19 protein-coding genes and 1 pseudogene are annotated in these 24,525 nt (G+C 63.0%); 11 read left to right on the plus strand and 9 right to left on the minus strand.

Translation table 11 applies throughout. The features are described 5' to 3' along the window. Positions 1-29 precede the first annotated feature (29 nt). Positions 30-1,613, plus strand: a complete 1,584-nt coding sequence (locus B9N88_RS01405; RefSeq protein ID WP_027608483.1) for a phytoene desaturase family protein — start codon at positions 30-32, stop codon at positions 1,611-1,613. Between the two features lie 2 nt (positions 1,614-1,615). Continuing rightward, a complete protein-coding gene (locus B9N88_RS01410) occupies positions 1,616-1,840 on the plus strand; it encodes a hypothetical protein (RefSeq protein WP_027608484.1) in 225 nt (74 codons plus the stop codon). 51 nt (positions 1,841-1,891) lie between these two features. On the opposite strand, the gene nirD is transcribed toward B9N88_RS01410, so the two are convergent. Next, the gene (gene nirD, locus B9N88_RS01415) at positions 1,892-2,254 is read right to left on the minus strand and encodes a nitrite reductase small subunit NirD (RefSeq protein ID WP_027608485.1); all 363 of its coding nucleotides are present in this window, start codon (positions 2,252-2,254) and stop codon (positions 1,892-1,894) included. After that, complete coding sequence (nirB, locus tag B9N88_RS01420) at positions 2,254-4,797, minus strand: nitrite reductase large subunit NirB (protein ID WP_027608486.1); 2,544 nt, start codon at positions 4,795-4,797, stop codon at positions 2,254-2,256. The genes nirD and nirB overlap by 1 nt, the downstream gene beginning before the upstream one ends. 526 nt (positions 4,798-5,323) lie before the next feature. Here nirB and B9N88_RS01425 point away from each other — a divergent pair. The 3 genes and pseudogenes from B9N88_RS01425 to B9N88_RS33130 all read left to right on the plus strand — a co-directional run bounded on the left by B9N88_RS01425 (position 5,324) and on the right by B9N88_RS33130 (position 11,421). Beyond that, positions 5,324-9,331 carry a bifunctional nitrate reductase/sulfite reductase flavoprotein subunit alpha gene (locus B9N88_RS01425; protein WP_027608487.1) on the plus strand — a complete coding sequence of 1,336 codons (4,008 nt, stop codon included), beginning with the start codon at positions 5,324-5,326 and terminating at the stop codon, positions 9,329-9,331. A 230-nt stretch (positions 9,332-9,561) separates the two neighbouring features. Next, positions 9,562-10,566, plus strand: a pseudogene (locus B9N88_RS33125) (cache domain-containing protein); the annotation flags it as partial. A gap of 87 nt (positions 10,567-10,653) precedes the next feature. Further along, positions 10,654-11,421, plus strand: coding sequence for a methyl-accepting chemotaxis protein (locus B9N88_RS33130; protein ID WP_370737674.1), 768 nt, complete (start codon positions 10,654-10,656; stop codon positions 11,419-11,421). Here B9N88_RS33130 and B9N88_RS01435 read toward each other — a convergent pair. From B9N88_RS01435 to B9N88_RS01450, 4 genes are all read right to left on the minus strand, one after another. Then, on the minus strand, positions 11,411-12,205 hold the full coding sequence (locus B9N88_RS01435) for an alpha/beta fold hydrolase (protein ID WP_027608489.1): 795 nt from the start codon (positions 12,203-12,205) through the stop codon (positions 11,411-11,413). The genes B9N88_RS33130 and B9N88_RS01435 overlap by 11 nt on opposite strands. A gap of 79 nt (positions 12,206-12,284) precedes the next feature. Beyond that, entirely contained in the window at positions 12,285-13,187 is a 903-nt protein-coding gene (locus B9N88_RS01440) for a LysR family transcriptional regulator (protein ID WP_027608490.1), read from the minus strand. 98 nt (positions 13,188-13,285) lie between these two features. Continuing rightward, a complete protein-coding gene (locus B9N88_RS01445) occupies positions 13,286-14,080 on the minus strand; it encodes a nucleotidyltransferase domain-containing protein (RefSeq protein ID WP_027608491.1) in 795 nt (264 codons plus the stop codon). After that, on the minus strand, positions 14,077-14,556 hold the full coding sequence (locus B9N88_RS01450) for a P-loop nucleotide/nucleoside kinase family protein (RefSeq protein ID WP_027608492.1): 480 nt from the start codon (positions 14,554-14,556) through the stop codon (positions 14,077-14,079). Before B9N88_RS01450 ends, B9N88_RS01445 begins: the two co-directional genes overlap by 4 nt. A 157-nt stretch (positions 14,557-14,713) precedes the next feature. Between B9N88_RS01450 and B9N88_RS01455 the strand changes: the two genes are divergently transcribed. Together B9N88_RS01455 and B9N88_RS01460 are read left to right on the plus strand one after the other, a co-directional pair. Continuing rightward, positions 14,714-15,127 (plus strand): DUF2231 domain-containing protein, encoded by a 414-nt coding sequence (locus B9N88_RS01455; protein ID WP_027608493.1) that lies wholly within the window; start codon positions 14,714-14,716, stop codon positions 15,125-15,127. After that, a complete protein-coding gene (locus tag B9N88_RS01460; RefSeq protein ID WP_027608494.1) occupies positions 15,124-16,416 on the plus strand; it encodes a PQQ-dependent sugar dehydrogenase in 1,293 nt (430 codons plus the stop codon). The genes B9N88_RS01455 and B9N88_RS01460 overlap by 4 nt, the downstream gene beginning before the upstream one ends. A 30-nt stretch (positions 16,417-16,446) precedes the next feature. Here the strand turns inward: B9N88_RS01460 and B9N88_RS01465 are convergent, their stop codons facing one another. Beyond that, entirely contained in the window at positions 16,447-17,355 is a 909-nt protein-coding gene (locus B9N88_RS01465; RefSeq protein WP_027608495.1) for a LysR substrate-binding domain-containing protein, read from the minus strand. 94 nt (positions 17,356-17,449) lie between these two features. Here B9N88_RS01465 and B9N88_RS01470 point away from each other — a divergent pair, with 94 nt between their 5' ends. Continuing rightward, positions 17,450-18,439, plus strand: coding sequence for a DMT family transporter (locus B9N88_RS01470; RefSeq protein ID WP_027608496.1), 990 nt, complete (start codon positions 17,450-17,452; stop codon positions 18,437-18,439). Between the two features lie 56 nt (positions 18,440-18,495). Then, positions 18,496-19,416, plus strand: a complete 921-nt coding sequence (locus B9N88_RS01475) for a bifunctional helix-turn-helix transcriptional regulator/GNAT family N-acetyltransferase (RefSeq protein WP_027608497.1) — start codon at positions 18,496-18,498, stop codon at positions 19,414-19,416. Between the two features lie 224 nt (positions 19,417-19,640). Here B9N88_RS01475 and B9N88_RS01480 read toward each other — a convergent pair whose 3' ends face one another. Then, positions 19,641-21,044 carry an MFS transporter gene (locus B9N88_RS01480; protein ID WP_027608498.1) on the minus strand — a complete coding sequence of 468 codons (1,404 nt, stop codon included), beginning with the start codon at positions 21,042-21,044 and terminating at the stop codon, positions 19,641-19,643. Between the two features lie 520 nt (positions 21,045-21,564). Here B9N88_RS01480 and proP point away from each other — a divergent pair. After that, positions 21,565-23,067 (plus strand): glycine betaine/L-proline transporter ProP, encoded by a 1,503-nt coding sequence (proP, locus tag B9N88_RS01485; protein WP_027608499.1) that lies wholly within the window; start codon positions 21,565-21,567, stop codon positions 23,065-23,067. 52 nt (positions 23,068-23,119) lie between these two features. Continuing rightward, entirely contained in the window at positions 23,120-23,626 is a 507-nt protein-coding gene (locus B9N88_RS01490) for a GAF domain-containing protein (RefSeq protein WP_027608500.1), read from the plus strand. Here B9N88_RS01490 and B9N88_RS01495 read toward each other — a convergent pair. Beyond that, entirely contained in the window at positions 23,601-24,524 is a 924-nt protein-coding gene (locus B9N88_RS01495; protein ID WP_027608501.1) for an AraC family transcriptional regulator, read from the minus strand. The two genes, B9N88_RS01490 and B9N88_RS01495, sit on opposite strands and share 26 nt — an antisense overlap. Position 24,525: the final 1 nt, after the last annotated feature.

Consider the following 24,525-nt stretch of genomic DNA (forward strand, 5'->3'; position numbering starts at 1 on the left):
CAACAAAAACAACAGAAGCGGAAGATCCTATGAATCATTACGATATCGTCGCCATCGGCGGCGGGCACAATGGCCTCGTGGCCGCAGCCTATCTGGCCAAGGCCGGCAAAAAAGTCCTCGTGCTGGAACGCAAGGACTATGTGGGCGGTGGCGTGACAACGCGCCAGCTTAACACTCCAGGCTTCTGGCATGACGAGCACTCCAGCGTGCATATCATGATCCAGGGCAACCCCATGATCACCCGCGACGAGCTCGGTCTGTTCAGCCGGTTCGGCCTCAAGTACAACTACTCCGATGTGCCCCATGCGACCGTCTTCGAAGACGGCAGCGCACTGATTACCTACCGCGACCTGGACAAGGCCTGCGAATCCATCGCCAGCGTGTCGCCTCGCGACGCAGAGACCTATCGCAAGCTGGCGACCAAGGCCGCCGGGCTGCTGCCGATGTTCCTCTCCGGTTTCTATTCGCCCCCGCCGCCCATGGGGGCCATGGTCGCCATGCTTGACCAGAGCCAGGAAGGCCGCGAGATGTTCGACGCCATGCAGCGCAGTACCCTGGACATCGTCGACAACCTGTTTGAGCACGACAAGGTCAAGATCCACCTGTTGCGGGTGATCGCCGAAAACCTGCAAGCCCCGGACGAGTTGGGTACAGGTATGGGGGTGTATGTGTTCGTCGGCATCATGCACACCTACGGCGTGTCGCAACCGGTGGGTGGCAGTGGCAAGCTTTCAGAAGCCCTGGTGCGCTGCATCGAGCACCACGGCGGCGAGATCCGTTGTAACAGCGAAGTGCGCAAGGTGATCGTCGAAGGCGGGCGCGCCAACGGTGTGGAGCTGGCCGACGGTGAGCGAATTCTGGCCCGAGACGCGGTGGTCGGCGCCTTGCACCCCCATGTCATCAAACGCTTCGTCGACGGGCTTGATCCTGGGGTGACCGCACGCGCCGAACGCGCCACGCTGGCCCCATTCAGCCTGTTCGTGAGCCACTACGACTTGCACCGGCAGGCCGAGTTTCATGCCGGCGCCGATGTCGGTCGCGCCACGATGCTGACCATGATGAGCTGCGACCGCCTGAGCGACATGCTCGACGACTTCGACGAGTTGCGCCGTGGGCGGGTGTCCAGGCGCAGGCTGGTGGCCGGTGGCGACGAGAGCATCAACGACCCGACCCGCGTGCCGCCAGGCAAGGGCATGTTCCACGGTATGACGTTCGCACCCTATGACCTCGCCGAAGGCGGTGCCGCACGCTGGGACGAGTACAAGGAGGAATTCGGCGATCTGAGCCTCCAGGCGTACCGCAAGTTCGTCAAGAACCTTACGCCGGATAACATCATCGCCCGCAAGGTGTGCTCGCCGCTGGACCTGGAACGCAGTTCGCCCAACTCCATGGTCAAGGGCGATGTACACGGCGTCGCCCCCTACTTCTACCAGAGTTTCGCCCACCGCCCTACGCCCGACCTCGGCCGCTTGAGCGTACCCGGGCTGGACAACCTGTACCTGGTGGGTCCTTTCATGCACCCGGGCGGCGGCGTATTCGGCGCCGGCCGGGGCACCGCAATCAAAATATTCGATGACCTGGGCATCGATTTCGACCGTGTGACAAGGAACTGATCATGAAAATATTCGGCAGCGACAACAGCGAGCTGATGACCGTGAGCGCCATAGAGCGCAGCGGTGACGACCTGGTACTCAAGGGTAAGATCTTCGGCGCCATGCCCATGCTGGCCAGGGTGCGACCGGAAGAAGCACGTGCAGCCTTGCGCCTGCTTGATATCAAGACGGCTGTGTTCCTCTTGAGCCTGCTGTTCAGGCCGGCCAGCCGCAAAGCCGGCAAGTAGGCGCCAGGGTGCTGCAGGAGAGCGGCTTGGCCACTCACCTGCAGCGCTGCATCAGTCCACTCCCAACTCCACCACCCCACCGCTCAGCCGCACCGGCCATACCCGCAAACGCTGGTGCGGTGCCTCCAGGCACTGGCCGTCTTCCAAACGGTAATGCTGCTTATAGATCGGCGCGGCCACCACCAGGTCGCCCTTGATGCTGCCGACCAGCCCGCGTCCGATCACATTCGCGCCGGATTCCGGGTCGTGGTTGTCGATAGCGTACAGCGTCTGGTCCCGGGCGCCGGGCAGGTAGAACAGCGCGACCTGGGCGCCGTCCAGCCACACTACGACGCCGGAATTACTCACCAGGTCGGTCTCGTTGCACACGCTTTTCCAGGTGGCAAGGTTGCGCTGCGTGTTGGACTGGCTCATCAGGCAAGCTCCTCGGTGACGGCAATCAGGTTGAGTTCGGCGGCCATGATCGGCCGACGCTGGCCGCGTTCCTGGACAAAGTGGATGTCCGGGTCGGGGCGTTTGTCGTTGACGAAGGTGCGGAAGCGCTTGAGTTTTTCCGGGTCCTTGAGGGCGTTGGCCCACTCGCATTCATAGCGGTCGACCACCAGTTGCATCTGCGCTTCGAGCTCGGCGCCCAGGCCCAGGCTGTCGTGCAGGATCACGTCCTTGAGGAAATCCAGGCCGCCTTCCAGGCTTTCGCGCCAGACCGAGGTGCGTTGCAATTTGTCGGCGGTGCGGATGTAGAACATCAGGAAGCGGTCGATGTACTGGATCAGCGTGGCGTCATCCAGGTCGGTGGCGAACAGTTCGGCGTGGCGTGGGCGCATGCCGCCGTTGCCGGCGATGTAGAGGTTCCAGCCCTTCTCGGTGGCGATCACGCCCACGTCCTTGCTCTGCGCCTCGGCGCATTCGCGGGTGCAGCCGGATACCGCGAACTTGAGCTTGTGCGGCGAACGCAGGCCCTTGTAGCGGTCCTCGATCAGCAGCGCCATTTTCACGCTGTCCTGCACACCGTAGCGGCACCAGGTGCTGCCCACGCAGGACTTCACCGTGCGCGTGGACTTGCCATAGGCGTGGCCGGTTTCAAACCCGGCCGCGATCAGCTCGGCCCAGATGTCCGGCAACTCGTGCAGTTGCGCGCCAAACAGGTCGATGCGCTGGCCGCCGGTGATCTTGGTGTAGAGGTCGTATTTCTTCGCCACTTCGCCAATCACGATCAGCTTGTCGGCGGTGATCTCACCGCCCGGAATACGCGGCACTACCGAGTAGGTGCCGTTCTTCTGCATGTTGGCCATGAAGGTGTCGTTGGTGTCCTGCAACGGCACCAGGGACGCGTCCATGATCGGCTGGTTCCAGCACGAGGCCAGGATCGACCCCACCGCCGGTTTGCACACATCGCAGCCGGTGTGGCCACGGCCGTGTCTGGCCAGCAGTTCTTCGAAGGTGGTCACCCCTTCCACGCGCACCAGGGCATACAACTCCTGGCGGGTATAGGCGAAGTGTTCGCACAGGCTCTTGTCGACGCTGACGCCACGGGCAATCAGCTCGTGCTCGAACACCTGCTTGAGCAATCCGGCACACCCACCGCAACCGGTGCAGGCCTTGGTCTGCGACTTGAGCAGGCCAAGGTCGCTGCAACCGCCGTCGATGGCCGAGCAGATCGCGCCCTTGTTGACGTTGTGGCACGAGCACACCGTGGCCGAGTCCGGCAAGGCGCCTGGGCCGAGGGTCGGTGCGCCGCTGGACGATGGCAGGATCAGGCTGGCCGGTTCGGCCGGCAGCGCGATGCTGTTCTGCATGTATTGCAGCAAGGTGTCGTAGTAGCTGTTGTCGCCGACCAGCACCGCGCCGATCACGTGTTTGCCGCTCGCATCCACCACCAGGCGCCGATAGCTGGCGGTCGCCTCGTCGATGAACTGGTAGCTGCGCGCACCCGGCGTATGGGCGTGGGCGTCGCCGATGGAGCCCACGTCCACGCCCAGCAACTTGAGCTTGGTGGACATGTCGGCGCCGACAAACGGCTCGGCGCTGTGCTCGCACAACAGCGCGGCGACGCCACGGGCCATTTGGTAACCCGGCGCAACCAGGCCGAACAGGCTGCCGTTCCAGGAAGCGCATTCGCCAATCGCATAGATGTTGGGGTCGCAGCTCAAGCACTCGTCGTTGATCACCACGCCGCCGCGCGGGCCAATGTCCAGGCCGGCCTGGCGAGCCAGGGCGTCCTGGGCGCGGATCCCGGCGGAGAACACAATCAGGTCAGTCTCAAGGAACTCGTCATTGGCAAAGTTCATGCGATAGCGGTACCGCTCGCCGGCGCTGATCGACTGGGTGGCGCGGGACAGATGCACACCGACGCCCAGCCGCTCGATCTGGGCCTTGAGGGCCAGGCCGCCAAAATCATCCAGCTGTACCGGCATCAAGCGCGGCGCGAACTCCACCACATGGGCTTCCAGGCCCAGGCTTTTCAGGGCGTTGGCGGCTTCCAGGCCGAGCAGGCCACCGCCCACCACCACACCACGGCGGGCATTGGCGGCTGCGGCACGGATGGCGTCGAGGTCTTCGAGGGTGCGATACACCAGGCGCGAGTCGCCTTCGGCGCCCTCGATCGGCGGCACGAACGGATAGGAACCGGTGGCCAGCACCAGCTTGTCGTAGCCCACGCAGCCCTGGGCGGTGATCACTTCACAGCGTTCGCGGTCGATCTCCAGCACCGGTACGCCCAGGTGCAGGGTGACACCCGGCGTCTGGTACAACGCGGCGTCCGACAACGCCAGGGACTCGGCATCGCGGCCGGTGAAGTACTCCGAAAGATGCACGCGGTCATAGGCACGCATCGGCTCTTCGCTGAACACGTGCAACCGGTAGTGATCCAGCGCGCCGCGTTCGATCAATTGCTCCACGCAATGGTGGCCGACCATGCCATTGCCGACGACGATCAGGGTTTTCATCTGTTTGTTCATAGCAAGCACCCGACAACGTTCATCACGGTTTAAAAAGCAAAAAAAAACGCCTGAAACCTTGCGGTTCCAGGCGCCTTTGCCTGTTCTTATGCGGGATCGGATCGGCGACTGCGCCGGATCTACCGCTTTATGCCCCTGTTGTCGATCGTCGTTGACCGAGGTGGGTTGAGGGGGAGCTTGCAGGGTCTGTGCCAATTGGTCGCGAGCCTTACTGCGACGCCTTCTGGCGGTACTCATCGAGACTGAATGCACACTTCAGCGCCTCCAACTGGTGCATCCCGCGACAAAAAAGTGCATTCCCGGATAAAAATCAAAGGGTCACGGAAGAGCGGGCTTATTGTGGTGAGCGGGCTTGCCACAATTTGCCCGTGCTTAAGAAATTGGCGCGTGACTTGCTAGGAACACACACAGAGCAGTCAACGCTGATTGCCCATTCACGACAAAGGCGCCGTGCAATCCCCGTTTCCAACGGAGGGTTGCAGGGCGCTTTTTTGTTGGCGGGCAGAAAAAGTTTCGAGGGTGACGGATGGCAAACCAAAGCGTACGCAGTGTGTGTCCCTATTGTGGTGTGGGCTGCGGCATCATCATGCAGGTCGAGCACAATAAGGTGGTCAAGGTCATCGGTGATAAGGCCCACCCCACCAACTTCGGCCGCCTGTGCACCAAAGGCACCACCTGCGGGCAGGCCATCGCCGAGTCCGGGCGGATGGAAAACGCCTACCTGCGCGAGAAGCGTGACCACGACCCGGTGCGCATCGCCATGGACACCGCCATCAGCGAAACCGCCGGGCGCCTGCGCGGCATCCTCGACAGTCACGGGCCGGATGCCCTGTCCTTTTACGTCTCCGGGCAAATGTCCCTGGAGGCCCAGTACCTGATCAATAAGCTGGCCAAGGGCTTTGTGCGCACCAACAACGTCGAGTCCAACTCGCGCCTGTGCATGGCCAGCGCCGGCAGCGGCTACAAGCTGTCCCTGGGCTCCGACGGGCCGCCGGGCTCCTATGAAGACTTCGACCGCGCCGACCTGTTCTTCGTGATCGGCGCCAATATGGCCGACTGTCACCCGATCCTGTTCCTGCGCATGATGGACCGGATCAAGGCCGGGGCGAAGCTGATCGTGGTCGACCCACGGCGCAGCGCCACGGCGGACAAGGCCGGCCTGTACCTGCCGATCAAACCCGGCACCGACCTCGCCCTGCTCAATGGCCTGTTGCACCTGCTGGTCAAGAACGGCCACACCGACCCCGCGTTCATTGCCGCGTTCACCGAGGGCTGGGAGGCCATGCCCGGCTTTCTCGAGGACTACCCGCCGCACACGGTCGCCGAGATCACCGGCCTGGCGGAAGCGGATATCCGCCAGGCCGCCGACTGGATAGGCGCCGCCGCCGAGTGGATGAGCTGCTGGACCATGGGCCTCAACCAAAGCACCCACGGCACCTGGAACACCAACGCCCTGTGCAACCTGCACCTGGCCACCGGCGCCATCTGCCGCCCCGGCAGCGGGCCGTTTTCCCTCACCGGCCAACCCAATGCCATGGGCGGCCGTGAGATGGGCTACATGGGCCCGGGCCTGCCGGGGCAGCGCTCGGTGCTGGTGGAAGCCGACCGCGCATTTATCGAAGACCTCTGGCAGATCCCCCCAGGCAGCCTGCCGCGCCAGGTCGGCGGCGGCACCGTGGCGCTGTTCGAGCAGATGAGCGCCGGGCAGATCAAGGCCTGCTGGATCATCTGCACCAACCCGGTGGCCAGCGCGCCCAATCGCCGCAAGGTCATCGAAGGCCTGCAAGCCGCCGAACTGGTGATCACCCAGGACGCCTTCCTCGACACCGAAACCAACCGCTACGCCGACATCCTGCTGCCCGGTGCGCTGTGGGCCGAGGCCGATGGGGTGATGATCAACTCCGAGCGCAACCTGACCCTGATGCAAAAAGCCGTCGAACCACCGGGCCAGACCTTGCCCGACTGGCAGATCATCGCCAGGGTCGCTTGCGAGATGGGCTTTGCCGAAGCCTTCACCTATGCCAGCGCCGCCGAGGTCTTCGACGAGATCAAGCGCGCCTGGAACCCCAAGACCGGCTATGACATTCGCGGCGCCAGCCATCAACGGCTGCGCGCGCAACCGCTGCAATGGCCCTGCGCTTCAGACGCCGGCGCGGACCGCAACCCGATCCGCTACCTGAATACAGGCACGCTCAGATTCGCCACCGAGAACGGCAAGGGCCAGTTCCTGGCGCGCCCGCATATGCCGCCGGCGGAGATGCCGGATGAGGCCTTCCCTTTCGTGCTCAACACCGGGCGTTTGCAGCACCAGTGGCACACCCTGACCAAGACCGGCAAGGTCGCCACCCTGAACAAACTCAACCCCGGCCCCTTCGTCGAACTGCACCCCGAAGACGCCGCCAGCCTGGGCATCCAGGACAAGGACCGCGTGGAGGTGCGCTCCTGCCGTGGGCGTGCCGTACTGCCTGCGGTGGTCACCGACCGCGTGCGGCCGGGCAACTGTTTTGCGCCTTTCCACTGGAACGATGTATTTGGCGAAAACCTGGCGATCAACGCGGTGACCAACGACGCGGTCGATCCGATTTCCCTGCAACCCGAGTTCAAGTTCTGTGCCGTCGCCCTGGCCCGGGTCGAGTTGATCGATCACCAGTTTCTCGATGGGCCGGTCTCGCAAGACTTGCCCCCCTTAGTAGAGGACCTCACCCTGTCGCGCCTCGACGCCTTCGCCGATATTGCCGGCCTCCGTAACGTGCCGGCGCCGACACTGAGCGACAGCGAGCGTACTTACCTGGCAGGTTTCCTCAGCGGTCTGCGCTCCGAGGCCGGGCGCCTGGCAGCGGGTGTGCCGGTGATGCCAACCCATGCGCCGCTGACCAAGGATTCCCGACTGTGGCTGGACGGTTTGCTCGGCGGATTGTTCAGCCGCGCAGACGTCAGCGCCATCGCCGCAACGCCCTCCCCGGGCGTCACCCTGTTATGGGCCTCCCAGACCGGCAACGCCGAAGCCCTCGCCGAGCGATTCGCCAAGCGCCTGCGCGACGCCGGTATCAGCGTCGAGCTCAGCGCGATGGCGGATTTCCCGGCCAGCAAACTGGCGAGCACACAAAACCTGGCGCTGATCAGCAGTACCTTCGGCGACGGCGACCCGCCGGACAATGGCGAAGGCTTCTGGCACAGCCTCAGCACCGCCGAGATGCGCCTGGAGTCGCTGCGCTTTGCGGTACTGGCCCTGGGCGATCCGAATTACGACCAGTTCTGCAAGCACGGCAAACGCCTTGACCAGCGCCTGCTGGAGCTGGGCGCGACCCGCCTGCTGGAGCGCGTGGATTGCGACACCGAATTCGAAGAGCGCGCCGATGCGTGGCTGGCCCAATTCCAACAGACCCTCCACCCGGCAAAGCCCGTAGCCCCGGTAACACCCGCCACACCGGCCGGCAAAACCAAGCTGCATGGCTCACGGCTGCTGCTCAACCGGCACCTGAACCCGCAGAGCACCCACAAGGAAACCCGCCAGTTCGCCCTGGACCTGACCGACTCCGGGCTGAGCTATGAAGCCGGTGATGCCCTGGGAGTGATGCCGCGCAACTGCCCGGAACTGGTCAACGAACTGCTCGACCTGACGCGCCTGGATGCCAGTGCCTGCGTGAACATCGACACCTTCGGCGATGTACCGCTGCACCAGGCATTGACCCAGCGTTTCGAAATCGCCCGCCCCAGCAGCGACACCCTCGCCTTTATCGCCGAGCGCAGTGCCAACCCAGGCCTTAAGCGCCTGCTGAGCCCCGAGCACAAGACCGAACTGCAGGCTTGGCTGTGGGGCCGGCAACTGGTGGATGTGCTGCACGAGTACCCCATCGATTGCTCGGCGGACGAACTGCTCGGCACCCTCAAGCGCCTGCAACCACGTTTGTATTCAATCGCCTCCAGCGCCAAGGCCTACCCACAGGAAGTGCACCTCACCGTGGCCGCCGTGCGTTATGGCAAGCGCAAGGGCGTGTCCTCGACCTTCCTCGCCGACCGCGCCGCAGACAGCGAGGTGCCGTTGTTCGTGCAGCCGTCCAAGCACTTCCGCACACCGGCCGACGGCGACGTACCGATGATCATGATCGGCCCCGGCACCGGTGTGGCGCCGTTCCGCGCGTTTTTGCAGGAACGTCGGGCCCAGGGGCACCAGGGCCGCAACTGGCTGTTCTTCGGCGAGCAGCACGCGGCCAGCGACTTCTATTACCAGGATGAACTGCAAGGCATGCAGCGCGACGGCCTGCTCACCCACCTGAGCCTGGCGTTCTCCCGCGACCAGGCGCAAAAGATCTACGTACAGGACCGCATCCACGAACAGGGTGCCGAGCTGTGGCGCTGGTTGCAGGACGGCGCCAGGCTGTATATCTGCGGGGATGCCAGCCATATGGCCAAGGATGTCGACCAGGCGCTGCGCCAGGTCGCGCAAACCCACGGCGGGCTTGGCGTTGAGGGCGCAGTGGAATACTGGCGCCAGTTGAGCGAACAGAAGCGTTACCTGCGTGATGTCTACTGATTGGATACAGAACAATAAGCACTTTGTATTGTGTACAAAAAACCCTAAAGATTTACCGGCACCGGGCCGAAACAGCAGTGATAGCAAATCGCCGCGCTGTTTTTCCTGAGCGGACGATTTGACCACCCTCTGCGCTGATGGTCGTCTCGATGAAAATAAAAAATAAGCTGGTGCTGGCATTTGTCTCTGTGGCGTTTATTCCGGTAAGCCTGGTGGCCGTGATCTCCGTGATGAACACACGGACCCAGGCGGTGGATCAGTTCATCGATGGCAGCACCCGGGAAATCCGCCAGATCGACGGCAATATCCGCCAGTTCTTCGACGGCACACTGCAGAACGTCGATCAAATGGCCACCGATCCTGTATACACCGCCGTGGACTCTCTGAAGAATTACCAGCCTGCCGATGCAGCCAGCCAGCCGATGCCGGCGGCGGCGCAGGATGTGATCAAGCGCTTTGCACGCTTCGGCGCCACGCACCCGGCCGCCGCGATCCTGTCCATCGGCCTGGAAGACGGTACCTACGCCAAATGGCCGGATGACCCGCAGTTGGCCAAGTACGATCCACGCACGCGCCCCTGGTACAAGGCCGCGATGGCCAGCCCCGGCAAGACCGTGCGCACGCCGGCTTACTACTACGACAAAGACGACGTGGCGCTGGTGGGCACTGCCCGGGCGCTGCTGGATAACGCCGGCAAGGCCAAGGGCGTGTTCGTGGTCAGCGTGTCGCTGAAGAACCTCACCGAACTGGTCAAGAGCATCAAGCTCGGCGAAAGCGGCTACGTGATGCTGATCGAAGACGGCGTGGTGCTGGTCGACCCGCGCGACGCCGCCCACAGTTTCAAGCCGCTCAAGGACCTGGGCGCCGCCTATGCGCACCTGGCCGAGACGTCCCAGGGTTCTACCGAGGTGGAAATCGACGGCGTGCGCTACATGGCCAACGTGTGGACCTCTCCCGGCCTGGGCTGGCGCTATATCGGCCTGATCGAGCACCGCGAAGTGATGGCCGAAGCCACGCGCATGACCTACCTCACAGCGGTCATCGTCGGCGTGCTGGTGCTGATCTTCGGCGTGCTTGCGGCGGCGTTTTCCAAGGTGATCGTCAAGCCCATCGGCCAGGTCAGCAGCGGCTTGCAGTCGATTGCCGAGGGCGAAGGCGACCTGCGCCACGCACTGCAGGTGCAGGGCAAGGATGAAACCGCCGAACTGGCCGGCTGGTTCAACAAGTTCCTCGCCGCGATTCGCCAATTGATCCAGCACATCGGCGCGGCGTCGGCCAATTTGCACAACGCCTCCAAGGTCAACAGCGAAGTCGCACATAACATGAACGAAGCCGCCGGGCGCCAGCGCGAGGCGGTGGAACTGGTGTCCACCGCGTTCAACGAAATGGTCGCCACCGCCAACGAAGTCGCCCGCTCCTGCAGCAGTGCGGCAGAGTCGGCGGAGAACGGCCATCGCCGCGTGGCCGAGGGCAAGCAGCAGATCGAAGTCACCACCGATAACGTCAACCGTCTGGGCCGCCGCCTGACCGAATCGTCCGACGCCATGGTCGAACTGGAAGCCGGCAGCCGCAGCATCAACCAAATCATCGGCACCATCCGTGCGATTGCCGAACAGACCAACCTGCTGGCCCTCAACGCCGCCATCGAGGCTGCCCGTGCCGGTGACCAGGGCCGTGGTTTTGCCGTGGTCGCCGACGAGGTGCGCGCGTTGGCCAAGCGCACCTCCGACTCCACCGGCGAGATCGAGCACCTGCTCGGCACCCTGGAAAACAAGACCCAGGAAGTCACGCAAAAAATGGGCAGTTGCCTGGACCTGTCACGGGCCAGTGTGTCGTCCATCGAAAGCGCGCGGGACAGCTTTGAAGGCATCCAGCTGTCGGTCAACGAAATCCGCGACCAGAACCTGCAAATCTCCGCCGCCGCGGAGGAACAACACAGCGTGGCCGAAGAGATCAACCGGCATATCCAGCAGATCTACGACGAGGCACGCCTGGTGGAAAGCCTGGCCAACTCGGCGCAGGACGACTCGGGGCGCCTGTCGAACCTGTCGGATGAGCTGAATGGCCTGGTGGGGCGCTTCAAGTCCTGATGAATGCCGCGATCTGTTGCCACATCGCCTGCGGGTTGGAATACATCGGGAAGTGCCCGCACGTCGCAATGGGCGCCAGGCGCACACCGTTAGCCTGGATGTGCGGCAGGTAGGACAGCCCGGCGTTCTCCGCGCCGTACATGAACAGCTTGGGGCATGGCAGGCCGAGGAACTTGTCCATCAGGTCGGCGTTATCGGAAAGCGTCACCATCGATTGGAAAATCCCGCGCACCGCGCCGGCGCGGACCTTGTGGCGCAAGCTCGCTGAATACAGGGCGCTGGCATACGCCGGCGCCTGGCGGGTGCGTTCGATGAAGGCGCTGAAGAACACCTCCGGGTCATCCGCCGGGTAGTCGACGATCTGGCGACTGAGAAAGCAGTCTTGCGCGGCGATATTGCCTTCGATATCGGTGAAACTCAGGACACGGCCAGGGAAACGGTGCGCCAGCAGCAAGGCCGTCAACCCGCCCATGGAGTGGCCGACCAGGTGGAAACGTTCGATCTGGAAGTGCTCCAGCACCTGCAAGGCGGTTTCGAGCAGGAACGGGATGCTGATTGCCCCCAGGTCGGCGCATTCACTTTCGCCACAGCCGGGCGCGTCATACGCAACAAAGGGATACCCGTCGAAAGCCGGGTGCAGGACGATATCGGCGTAGTCTTCCTTGGTGGAGCCAAAGCCGTGCAGGAACAGGATCGGCGCGTGCTCACCGGAGCGATGCAGGGCGGCGATATCCAGCGATACGCCATCTACCGTCAGCGGCAGACGGGTGTGAGTGAACGACATGGCGAGGGCTCCTTGAACACAAAGGCGGCCAATTTCAAGGGTTTCCCTGCGCGTGTAAATGACCGATTGCAGAACGTTTTCATACGCCAATCGTATGAGCCTGGAATTGTGCGACCAGTTCTGTGACTAACGGGTTTGGCCTTTGCGAGTTCCAGGCGACCGCCGTCGTCACGACGTTGAGCTTCTGGGTCAAGGCCCGCAGCACCACGTTATCCGGGGCGAGTTTTTTCAACGAGGCCGGCACCAGCGCGATGCCCTGGCCGCAGCTGACAAAGGCAATCTGCGAGGCCACCGAACGCACCTCATGCAGCACCCGCGGCGAGAACCCGCTGGCGCGGCACGTGGCGATCAGGTTGTCGAAGTACACCGGGCTGACCTTGCGCGAAAACATCACCAAAGGCTCGCTGGCCAGGCTCGACAGGCTGATGCGCGTGCGCGACGCCAGCGGGTGATCGCCGGGCAGCGCCACCATCAGGCGGTCCTCGCGCAACGGCAAGGACTGGATCGCCGGGCCGAGGTCGCCGTCCAATCGCGCAAACGCCAGGTCGATATCCCCCGCCTCCAGCGCCGGTACCGCCTCCACGCTGTCGATCTCGCGCACCGATACGGTGAGCTGGGGGTATCGCTGCTTGAGCAGGTCGATCAAGCCAGGCAACACATCAAACATCGCCGTGGAAATCGCGCCAATGGTGAGCATGCCCGACTGCCCCGCCACCGCCTCCTCCACCGCCAGCTCCAGGCGCTCCAACTGTTCGGCGAACTTGCGCACCGCCGGCAGGATCGCCGCACCCACCGGCGTCAACTTGGCGCCCCGCCGCGAACGCTCGAACAACGTGACCTTGAGCGCCTGCTCCAGCACCTGGATCTGCTCGCTCAACGGCGGCTGCGACATGCCCAGGCGCTTGGCGGCACGGCCGAAGTTCTGTTCTTCGGCCACGGCGAGGAACAGCCAGAGGTGGCGAATAAGGCGGAAGTTGATCATGGGAGTTCCATAGGCTTGACGTATGAAATGTCAGGTTTAACGCTAATAAACCTATCATCTTTGGATAAGCCTTATGGCGCAAGCACAGCCCCACATTTTTAATCCGCTACGTACGTAGGAAGGACGGTGGGTGAATCCATCCAATCCAGAAAAGCCCGAAGCCGCGCGGTGAAGTTTTCCATCGTGGCGCCAGGGTTCCTGGCCTCAAAGAGAAAGAACGCAAGGTGAGTGACCCGCTGCGGATACCCCCGGACGAACATCGCCACATGCTCTTCGAGGGTGAGGGGCCATGTCGACGCATCTTCCGAAAGCAATACATGGGTGGACCTGATCAGCTTGCGTGAAGCCTCGCGCTGCAAGCGAAGTCGCTGCACCTCGGTGTCGGCGCACGCGATGCGCGTGAGGTACGTGCTCAATACGGCGTAAAAATCACCATTTACCGCCAGCGCGATGTCACGGGATGGCCGAAACCGTTCGAAATGCACTGACAGATCATTGCCCCACAGGCAGCGGCACTGGTGTTTGAGCCAGAAGCCCCACCTGTTGCGGTTTTCCGCCGCCAGTACTTGCGCGCGGTGGCCGATATCGAAATCCACCTTGGTGACAAGGGGGTGCCGCTGCTCCAGCGCACGCCGGACTGCCTCCAGCCGGGCCAATAGCTCCGCGGTTGCCGGCTCGTGCAGCACCAAGGTGAGGTCGAGGTCGGAAACGCCGGGAATGGCGTCGCCCCTTGCGACACTGCCGTAGAGATAGAGGCCGTCCAGGCCCAGGTCGTCCCTCGAGAGCGACGCGCAGACATCCGCCAGCAACGGCTGGTATTCAAGCTGCACGGCGGTGTCGGGGACGGTGAGGATAAAACCGTCCGCGTCGATGCCCGCAGAAGGCGGACTCATGGGCGATGCACCTCGATCACCAGCCCTTCCGCCTCACTCGGCACGCAGAAATGCCGGGTGATCAGGTCGAACTCGGCATCCGTTGCCGCGAAATCATGATCGCCCCGGGCATTGCGCGCATGCAGCCTTGCGCGGCAGGTGGCGTCGTCCAGCTCGAGGTAATGCAGGCGGTGCGGCACCTTGGCGGCCTGCGCCAACCCCAGCAGCCATTCGCGATTGGCCAGGGTATTGGCGGGAAAATCCAGCACCACGTTGACGCCGGATTCAAGCAGGTTGATCACCAGCGGGCCCAACACCCCGCGAATACGCTGGGCACAGCGCAGGTAGTCGGCGATCGAGAGGATTTCACCGGGGTACAACTGGGCGAGCCAGGTGTCTTCGCTGAGCAGGATGGCGGCGTGTTCGGCCACCAGGGTCTTGGCCAGTGTCGACTTGCCCGAGGCGATCTTGCCGCACAGCAGGTGCAGGGTTGGCATGGGTACGGCTCCTTATGTGAAGCCTTGAGCATGCCAGCTTTCCGGCTGGTTCTTAATATTTCGACACGAATTATGCTGAACTATCTGACAGGTAAGGCGTTCATTTCCTATGCGCAGCCCCGACCAGGGGCGTTGTACAACAAGGAGCCGCCTTACCATGACAACCCTTCCCGCCTACCGATACATGCCGGGGCCGCTGCATGCGACCTTGCTGGCCGGCACCGTGCCGCTGTTTCTCGGGGCCTTGCTCAGCGACATTGCCTACACCCAGACCTACCAGATTCAATGGGCCAACTTTGCGTCCTGGTTGATTGCCGGTGCTCTGTTGTTCTGTGGGTTCGCGTTCCTGTTTGCGCTGGTCAACCTGCTTCGCGCCGAGCGCAAGGCGGGGCAACCCACGCGGTATGTCCTGCTGCTGTTAGCCACCTGGGTATTAGGGCTGGTCAATGCCTTTCAACATGCCAAGGATGCCTACGCCTCAATGCCTGCCGGGCTGATCATGTCGGCCGTCGTCTTGCTGCTGACACTGGCGGCCACCTGGACCGGCCTGCGCTCGGGAGGTGCCAAATGAAAACGTCCCACACACTGAGCGTATTGAGCGCCGCGCTGTTGCTGAGCGCCTGCGGCGGCGAAGGTGACAAGACCCAGGCCCGTGGCCCCGACCCCACGTTGCCGGAGCAACAAAGCAGCCTGTTGCCGAGCATGAAGATCGCCGAGCCCACCCCCTGGGGCGATCAGAAACCCAAGGTGCCCGACGGCTACAGCGTCACGGCCATCGCCACCGACCTGGCCATCCCGCGCCAGACCCTGGTGCTGCCCAACGGCGACATCCTGATCGCCGAAGGCCGAGGCGGCAGTGCGGCCAAGCTCAAGCCCAAGGATGTGATCGCCAGCGTGATCAAGGCCCAGGGCAATACCAAGGTCAAGGGCGGCAACCGCCTGACGCTGCTGCGCGATGCCGACGGTGACGGCACCTATGAGTTGAAGACGGTGTTCGCCGACAACCTCAACGCGCCCTACGGCCTGGCGTTTGCCGATGGCAAGCTCTACGTGGCCAACCAGGATGCGCTCGTGCGCTTCGACTACACCGATGGCCAGACCAAGGCCAGCGGCGCACCGGTCAAAGTCACCGACCTGCCGGCGCAGATCAACCATCACTGGACCAAGTCCCTGGCGGTGAGTGCCGATGGACGCCAGTTGTATGTGGGGATCGGCTCCAACAGCAACGTGACCGAACGTGGCATGGAAGTGGAAATCGACCGCGCCATGGTCTGGCAGATCGATGCAGCGACCGGCGCGCACAAACCATACGCCACCGGCCTGCGCAACCCGACGGCGCTGACCATCCAACCCGACTCCGGGCAACTGTGGACGGTGGTCAACGAGCGCGACGAACTCGGCCCCGACCTGGTGCCCGACTACCTGACCTCGGTGAAAGAAGGCGCGTTCTACGGCTGGCCCTACAGCTATTGGGGCCAGAACGTCGACCCGCGCGCGCAACCGCAGAACCCGGCCAAAGTCGCCGCCGCGATCAAGCCCGACTACAGCCTGGGCTCCCACGTGGCCGCACTCGGCGTGGACTTTTCCATCCCGGCCATGGGCGAGCAATTTGCCGACGGCGTATTCGTCGGCGAGCACGGCAGCTGGAACCGCGACAACCCGGTGGGCTACAAGGTGATCTTCGTGCCGTTCAGCAATGGCAGGCCATCGGGTGAGCCGATTGATTTCGCCACCGGCTTTCGCGGTGACGACGGCAAGACCCGTGGGCGCCCGGTGGGGGTGACGGTCGACCCGAAAGGCGCGCTGATCATCGCCGACGACCTGGCCAATACCGTGTGGCGGGTGACGCGCAAGCCATAGCGGCATATGACAGGGGCGGCGGCGCCCCTGTCAGCCTTCATCCTGCAATTGCACCTCCAGCCAGTCGAGCAACGCCATGACTTCAGCGCGGATGTCCTCTCCCTGCTGCCGATAAATCGATAGCGCCTGGGGCAAATGCACACTCTCGACACAGGGCCTTACCAGCGCCCCGCTGTCAATCAACCGGCTCGCCGTACGCCGCCAGCCCATGGCGATCCCATGCCCCTCCACCGCCGCCTGCAACATCAGCGGGTAGCTATCGAAGGTCGCACCGCGCACCTCCCCGCCCAAGGCCTGGCCGAACACCTGCAACCAGCTGTCCCACTCCATCAGGTGCGGAGGATGGGAGCTGTGGTGCAACAAGGTGCGCGACTGCAACCCGGCGAGCGACAGCGGTGGTTTGCTGTCCAGATAGCCGGGGCTGCACACCGGGAACACTTCGTCGGCGGCGGTGAACATCAGCGGATGGCTGCCACTCGCGCGCCCGGTACTTTGCAAGGCCACGTCGAAGTGACTGGTGAACTCCGTCAGGGGCCGGGTGGAGGTCACCACCTGGATTTCGATGTGCGGGTATTGCTGGTGGAACGTCGACAGGCGCGGCATCAGCCAATAAAACGCTTCGCACAACTGGCACAGCAACACCACGCGATGACTGTGGGTTGACCCCCGCAGGCTGGTGGCACTCTCACTGATGCTGCGCAGCGCCTCGCCGACCACCCGGCCCAGTTCCCGCCCCTCTTGGGTGAGGAACACCGCCCGGTTGCGTCGGCTGAACAGCTTCACCCCCAGGTTGTCTTCCAGCCCGCGAATCTGGCGGCTGATGGCGGCCTGGGTGATGTGCAGCTCATCGGCTGCCTTGGAGAAACTGCCCAGGCGTGCCGCCGCTTCAAACGGCAACAGGCTGGCCAGGGGCGGCAGGGTCTTGCCAAGTGTATTCATAATCTGAGGTTATACATCCACGGCCGAGAACTCGTTTGTAGCACACCCGCATGACTGGGCACCATGGATCCATTACCTCAATGGATGCCCCCAGATGAACGCTGCACAGACCTCCATTGCCGTCGGCGTGCTGCTCGCGATTGTTGCCACACTGGGCTGGGCGCTGAACTTCATCGCGCCCTACGTCACTGGCGGCTACAGCCTTTATGACCTGATGGCCGTGCGGTTTTTGATCGCAGGCGTGCTGGGCGGCACGGGTGTGCTGCTATGCCGGGCACAACTGCGCACGCTCAGGCCCGCCCAGCGATGCCTCGCTGCCGCCCTCGGGGCGGTGGGTTGCCTGGGCTACGGCCTGTGCATCGCTGCCGGCGTGATGTTCGGCGGCCCGGTCATGACCCCGGCGTTTATCGGCACGGTGCCGGTATTGTTGGCTCTGGTGGGTAACGCCAGCACCCGGACAGTCCCATGGCGCCGACTGGCAGCCCCCCTGGCATGCCTCACGACGGGCCTCGTGCTGTCGAACATCAGCAGCTTTCATCAACCTGCATTGGATACAAGCGCCTGGTTGGCGGGGCTGGTTTTTTCCCTGAGTGCGGTCGCCCTCTGGTTGTGGTTCAGCGTGATCAACCAACGGCAACTGACGCACCTCGCGGCGCAGGCAACCGGCCTCTGGACCGCACTGATGATGGTGGGCGCCGGTGTCGCTACGCTGTGCCTGCTGCCGTTCATCCAGGCACTTGGCTTGTTCACGCTGCCGACGCTCGGCTTCGGCCTTTCCCAGGCAGGCCCGCTCTATGCCTGGGCCCTGATCATTGCGGTGATGTCGACCCTCGTCGGCGCCTGGGCCTGGAACGCCGCGACCCGACGCCTGCCGATGGTGCTCAGCGGCCAATTGATCGCCCTCGAATCCCTCTTCGCCACCCTGCTCGGCCTGGGGTTCCACGGGCGATGGCCCACACCCATGGAAGCCGCGGGCCTGGGCGCGGTGCTGATCGGCGTGGTCATGGCGATTCGAATCATATTGACGAGCCCCCAGGCGACGGCCAGTGCAGGGAGGACGGTGACCGTCGAGCAAAGCCATTGACATGCTTGCCTGAGGCAACAATATAATTGCCTAAGGCAACCATTCGAGCATCCGCCATGTCCACTCCCCTGCTTGTGGAACGCGCCGGCATCGTGCGCGGCTTCAATCGCTTCTACACCCACCAGATCGGCGTGCTGCAGGAACACCTGCTGCACAGCGACTATTCCCTGACTGAAATTCGGGTGATGTACGAGCTGTCCTCCCGTGGCGACCTCACCAGCGCCGACCTGTGCCAGATGCTCAGCCTCGACGCGGGTTACCTGAGCCGCCTGACCAGTGGCTTCGAGAAAAACGGCCTGATCCAGAAAGTCCGCTGCGCCACCGATGCGCGCGCGGTGCAATTGCACCTCACCGATCTCGGTCGCGCGGTCCTGGCGCCGCTGGAACAGCAGACCCAGGATGAAGTCATCGCCCTGCTCGAGAGCCTGCCCGAACCCCAGCAGCAGCAATTGACCGACGCCATGCAACGCATCCAGGCCCTGTTGCAAGGCAGCCCGTCGAGCTACCTGCTGCGCGATCCACGCCCCGGGGATATGGGCCTGGTGGTGCAGCGGCAAGCCGCGCTGTATGCCCGCGAATACCATTGGAACTGGGAGTTTGAAGCGCTGGTGGCGGAGATCGTCGCCAAGTACCTGCGCGAGTTCGACCCGGCGCGGGAGCACTGCTGGATCGCGGAGAAGGATGGCGAGGTGGTGGGTTCGGTGTTCGTCGTGCGCCATGACGATACAACCGCCAAGCTGCGCATGCTCTACGTGGATGCGAGTGCGCGGGGCCTGGGCATCGGCCAGCGCCTGGTGGACGAATGCCTGCGCTTTGCCCGCGATGCCGGCTACACCCGCATGATGCTGTGGACCATGAGCGCCCTGACCGATGCGCGCAAGCTCTACCAGAAAGCCGGTTTCGAGTTGGTGGAAGAAGAGCCGACCTTGAGTTTCGGCAAGCAGCTGGTCAGCCAGACCTGGGCGTGCGCGTTGTAGAAAAGACGCTTGAAGGAATGGGTCTCGACACAACGTTATGGGTGATTCGACGGACCTGTGGCGAGCGGGCTTGTCCCGCGTTGGGCTGCGCAGCAGCCCCTAAACCAGGCGCAGCGGAGTGCCTGATACAACGCATCCGTCTTTATTAGGGGCGCTTCGCACCCCAACGCGGGCGGTGCGACGATTCGACAAGCCCGCTCACCACAGAGGTAGCGGGTCTGGGTTTACAGGTCCGTGATTTCCTTGTGGCGCGGCACCAGGGTCTTCATCACGCTCCACGCCACCAGGTACGCCAGCGCACAGATCGCGAACATGATCATGTAGCCGGTGTGAATGTCATTGATGGACTTGTAGTAGTCGAACACCCAGCCGCCGATCTTGGTCATCACCACACCGCCGATGCCGCCGGCCATGCCGCCGATGCCGACCACCGAGGCCACGGTTTTCTGCGGGAACATGTCGGACACGGTGGTGAAGATGTTGCACGACCACGCCTGGTGCGCCGAGGCGCCGACGCCGATCAGCAATACCGGGACCCAGAAGCTGATGTAGCCCAACGGTTGTGCCAGCAACACCACCAACGGGAACAGCGCGATTACCAGCATGGCTTTCATGCGGCCGTCGTAGGGGGCATCGCCACGGGCCATGAAGTAGCTGGGGAACCAGCCGCCGCCGATGCTGCCGACCATGGTCATGCTGTACAGCACGGCCAGCGGCATGACGATATCGGCGCCTTTCATGCCGTATTGCGCCGACAGGTAGGTAGGCAGCCAGAACAGGAAGAACCACCACACGCCATCGGTCATGAACTTGCCGAAAGCAAACGCCCAGGTCTGGCGGTAGGTGAGCAACTTGAACCACGAGACTTTTTTCTGTACCGCGCCTGCAAACGGCGGGATAGAGGGCTGCTGCGCCTGGTCGCTGCGGATATAGGCCAGCTCTTCGGCCGACAGGCGTTTCTGCTGCTCCGGCTTCTCATACACCGCCGCCCAAACCGCCACCCACACAAAGCCCAGCATGCCGATAACCATAAAGGCCGCTTCCCAGCCCCACATCCCGGCGATCAGGGGCACGCAGATCGGCGCCAGGATCGCGCCGACGTTGGCGCCGGAGTTGAAGATCCCGGTGGCCAGCGAGCGTTCTTTCTTGGGGAAATATTCGGCGGTGGCCTTGATCGCAATCGGGAAGTTACCCGCCTCGCCAATCGCCAGCACGGCCCGGGACAGCATGAAGCCGGCGATGGACACGGGGATCACCGCCAGGCCGAACGCGGCGCTGACCGCCGCGATGCCCTCGCCCATCGGCACCGAGAACGCATGCATGATGGCGCCGGTGGACCAGACCGCAATCGCGATCACGTAGGCGGCCTTGGTGCCGATCTTGTCGACAAACCGCCCGGCAAACAGCATGGAAATCGCATACACAAACTGGAACACCGCCGCGATATTGGCGTAATCGGTGTTGCTCCAGCCAAATTGCGTCGACAACTGCGGCGCAAGCAGGCTGAGCACCTGGCGGTCGAGGTAGTTGACGGTGGTCGCGAAAAACAACATCGCGCAGATGGTCCAGCGATAGTTGCCTACAGCTTGGCCAACGCGCTGGGCGTTGATGGGCTCGATCAAGTTCATGGCATCACTTTTTATTTTTGTTAGGTAGGACATATGTAACGTCATATGTCGTCGTACAACTGTGGCTTTTATATCGGGCTACCTACCCGCTGTCAATCTGAAAGATTACGGCTTTTGCGGGCTATCTCACGGGTGTGAAAAGTGTCAGGCGCGGCTAGGTTGTAGGACGACAGGCGCGCATGACCGTGGCGAACAGGCTTTTTGTGGTGAGCGGGCTTGCCCCGCGCTGGGCTGCGAAGCGGCCCCAAAATCAGGCACTGCGGTTTGTCTGATGGAACACAGTGATCTTGATTGGGGCCGCTTCGCAGCCCAACGCGGGGCAAGCCCGCTCACCACAGAATGCCGGATCGCCCCAGGGTAGGTGCTCACCCCGAAAACCCAGGCAATTGCACGCAAATTGCACCCCAGGCAAAAAAACGCAAATAGCGGTGAATTATTTCATGTCCGCTTGTATCTGAACTGACAGAGCGGTGCCATTGCAACGATGGCACCTCCCCTGTTCTGTTTTAGAGTGGTCCGCATGAAATTACGTAAGAAAAGCGTCAAGCCCATCGGTTTGAAAGACATCACCATTGTTGACGACGCCAAGATGCGCAAGGCGATCACCGCCGCCGCACTGGGTAACGCCATGGAGTGGTTCGACTTTGGTGTCTACGGGTTTGTCGCCTATGTATTGGGCAAGGTGTTCTTCCCCGACGCCTCCCCCAGCGTACAAATGATCGCGGCACTGGCGACGTTCTCCGTGCCGTTCCTGATTCGTCCCCTGGGCGGCCTGTTCTTCGGCGCGCTGGGCGATAAATACGGACGCCAGAAAGTCCTCGCCGCGACCATTGTGATCATGTCGCTGAGCACCTTCGCCATCGGCCTGATTCCCGGGTACGCCTCCATCGGCATCTGGGCGCCGATCCTGCTGCTGCTGTGCAAAATGGCCCAGGGCTTCTCGGTGGGCGGTGAATACACCGGCGCCTCGATCTTCGTTGCCGAATATGCGCCGGACCGCAAGCGCGGTTTCCTCGGCAGCTGGCTGGACTTCGGTTCCATCGCCGGTTTCGTCCTCGGTGCCGGTGTCGTGGTGCTGATCTCCAGCGTGCTGGGCGAAGCCGACTTCGAGGCCTGGGGCTGGCGCCTGCCGTTCTTCCTGGCCCTGCCCCTGGGCATGATCGGCCTGTACCTGCGCCATGCGCTGGAAGAAACCCCGGCGTTCCAACAGCATGTCGACAAGCTCGAACAGGGTGACCGCGAAGGCCTGACCCATGGCCCGAAAGTGTCATTCAAGGAGATCGCCACCAAGCACTGGCGCAGCCTGCTGACTTGCATCGGCATCGTCGCGGCCACCAACGTGACGTACTACATGCTGCTCACGTACATGCCGAGCTACCTGTCCCATAACCTGCACTACTCCGAAAACAGCGGCGTGCTGATCATCATCGCGATCATGGTCGGCATGCTGTTCGTGCAGCCGTTCATCGGTTTTGTCAGCGACAAGATCGGCCGCAAGCCCTTCATCATCGCCGGCAGCATCGGCCTGCTGTTCCTGGCCATTCCGGCCTTTATGCTGATTACCAGCGGCAAGACCGGCCTGATCTTCGCCGGCTTGCTGATCCTGGCCGTCGTGCTTAACTTCTTCATCGGCGTCATGGCGTCCACGCTGCCGGCGATGTTCCCCACGCACCTGCGCTACAGTGCCTTGGCCAGTGCGTTCAACGTCTCCGTATTGATCGCCGGCGTCACCCCTACCGCGGTGGCCTGGCTGGTGGAAAGCACCAACGACCTGTACATGCCCGCCTACTACCTGATGGTGTTTGCGGTGGTCGGCCTGATCACCGGCCTGACCATGAAGGAAACCGCCAACAAACCCCTGCGCGGCGCCGCACCGGCTGCGTCGGACATGGAAGAAGCGAAGGAGTTGCTGCAGGAGCATCACGACAATATCGAGCAGAAAATCGAAGACATCGACGCCGAGATTGCCGAACTGGAAGCCAAGCGCCAGAACCTGGTGCAGCAGCATCCGCGTATCAATTAAGACCTGACCAAGCGTGGTGGCAAGGGCCGCCACGCCAGTGGAGTGTTCAACCATGCTTCCAAGCTTCACCGCCGCACACGCGTTACTCAGCGCCGACGAACGCGCTGCCATCGCCGAAATCGAAGCCACCACCAGCATCCTGCAATTGGTCACCCGCCTGACGGGCATGCGCTTTGCCGGCATCGCCAAGTTCACTGACCTGGAATGGATTGTCTGTTCAGCGCACGACCCCTTCGACATGGGCATTCATGCCGATGACGTGCTCGACCTGGAAACCACCCTGTGCAGCGAGTTCTGCATCAACCCGCAGACCCTGTTCATCCCGCAGGTCAGCGCCAATGGCCGCTTTGCCACGCGCCCGGTGGTCAAGCAATACGCCATCGAGAGCTACGCCGGGGCGCCGATCTTCCTGCCGGATGGCCGCCTGTTCGGCGCACTGTGTGCGCTGGATTCCCGGGCGATGCTGTTTGACGACCCCAACCTGCCGGAAACCCTCAGCCTGTTTGCGCGGCTGATCGGCTGCATCTTCTACGCTAACTTGACGCCAGCGGATCGCTGACCGGCGCTTTGCCGCGCAGCATGGCCATATCGCGCTTGGGCGGCACACCAAAAAGCCGGCTGTACTCGCGGCTGAACTGCGACGGGCTTTCATAGCCGACCTTGAACGCCGCACTGGACACGTCCCGGTGCTCGTTCAACATTAAGCGCCGCGCTTCGTTGAGGCGCAGCCATTTCTGATACTGCAGCGGGCTCATCGCCGTCAGTTGGCGAAAGTGATGGTGAAAGGTCGCCGCGCTCATCTGCACACGCGCGGCCAGTTCGTCCACGCGCAACGGCACGTCGTAATTGAGCTTGAGCCAATCGATCGCCCGCGCAATCCGATAACCCTGCCCGTCCACGGAACAGATCTGGCGCAGTCGGCCGGCCTGGTCGCTCTGCAATAGCCGGAAGTGAATCTCGCGCTGGATCAAGGGTGCGAGCACCGGTATCGCTTCGGGCTCATCAAGCAATTCAACCAGGCGCGCAAAGGAGGCGAGCATGGCGCCGGTCACGACACCAATCCCCACGCCTTTCATCACCGCCCGCTCACGCGTTGGCGGCAACGCCCCCTGGGCGATCAGCTCGGCCAGGATGCGCAGGTCGAGCTTGAAGGTCAGGCCCAGGCACGGGCGGGTCGGGCTGGCGACCAGCACTTCGGAGTTGGCCGGTATATCCAGCGACGTGAGCAGAAATCGTGCCGTGTCATACGGGTACCCCTCGCCGCCGACCCACAGCCGCTTCTCACCCTGGGCAACCAGCACGATGCTCGGCTCGACCATGCACACCACGGGTGTCGCGGGCTGCTCACGCCGATAAAAGCCCAGGCCGGGGATGGGCATGGGGTAGTCGCCGGGTATGCAGACCCTTGAGCCGATCGCGTGGACCAGCACGTCCAGGGGCATTTGATTGATCTTCATA

Source organism: Pseudomonas sp. LAMO17WK12:I1, from assembly GCF_900177315.1.
Classification (GTDB): domain Bacteria; phylum Pseudomonadota; class Gammaproteobacteria; order Pseudomonadales; family Pseudomonadaceae; genus Aquipseudomonas; species Aquipseudomonas marginalis.